The organism is Paraburkholderia sp. RL17-347-BIC-D, assembly GCF_046027915.1.
GTDB lineage: Bacteria > Pseudomonadota > Gammaproteobacteria > Burkholderiales > Burkholderiaceae > Paraburkholderia.
Genome location: NZ_JARESS010000215.1, coordinates 1 through 724, shown reverse-complemented (window position 1 = coordinate 724; position 724 = coordinate 1). Strand labels below are relative to the sequence as shown.

Below are 724 nucleotides of genomic sequence, written 5' to 3'. Positions count from 1 at the left end.
ACAAGAAACAACTACGCGCTCGAGAGAAGCAGACCGACGCCTCTATCACGTGGTCGTGGCGACGATTGCATCTTTTTGCCTCGTTGTTCTCAGTGGTCAGCTTAAAACCATGGCCGGCGAAATCGTCGCTGTCTGGATAGCCGACGGCTACCTGCTCGGACACCTGATGGCGGTTCCACGCCGCAGCAAGCCATCCATCCTTATAGGCGGGGTAATCGGGAACCTTGTAGCAAACCTGATGGGCGGCGAAAGCCTCTACGTATCTCTTTCCTTCACCGCGGGCGGTATGGTCGAAGTGTGTACGGCTGCCTGGCTTCTGCCGCGGGTTAGTTCTTCGAAGGAACTGATAAACCCGAGAACGTTTCTTCGATTTGTGCTCGCAGCAGGTGCTCTCGCTCCGCTAGTTTCTGGATTGGCTGCTGTTTTGCTCCTGCAGGGTGTCTTCACCACCCATCCTTTTTCTTCCTTTTCAAACTGGGTGATATCCGCGTCGCTCGGTTTTGTGATATTCACGCCCGTGACTTTGAATATCGTCTCGGGTGAATGGCAGAGCCTGTTGGAACCCGGGAATCGGATGAAGTCGCTGGCGTTACTGGCGCTTGTCGGATGCGTCACAGCCTTGATATTCGTCCAGACGAGCCAGTCGGTGCTTTACTGGGCTCTGCCTCCGCTCGCCCTCCTTGCGTTCCACGCCGAGCTTTCGACCGTCCTTCTTGGCATCCTC

At 55.8% G+C, this 724-nt stretch carries 1 protein-coding gene; it reads left to right on the top strand.

All coding sequences use genetic code 11. From position 1 onward, the window contains the following. Nucleotides 1–55 precede the first annotated feature (55 nt). Nucleotides 56–724 (top strand): MASE1 domain-containing protein (locus P0D96_RS48230; RefSeq protein WP_408321416.1); only part of this gene is annotated, 669 nt, incomplete at its 3' end.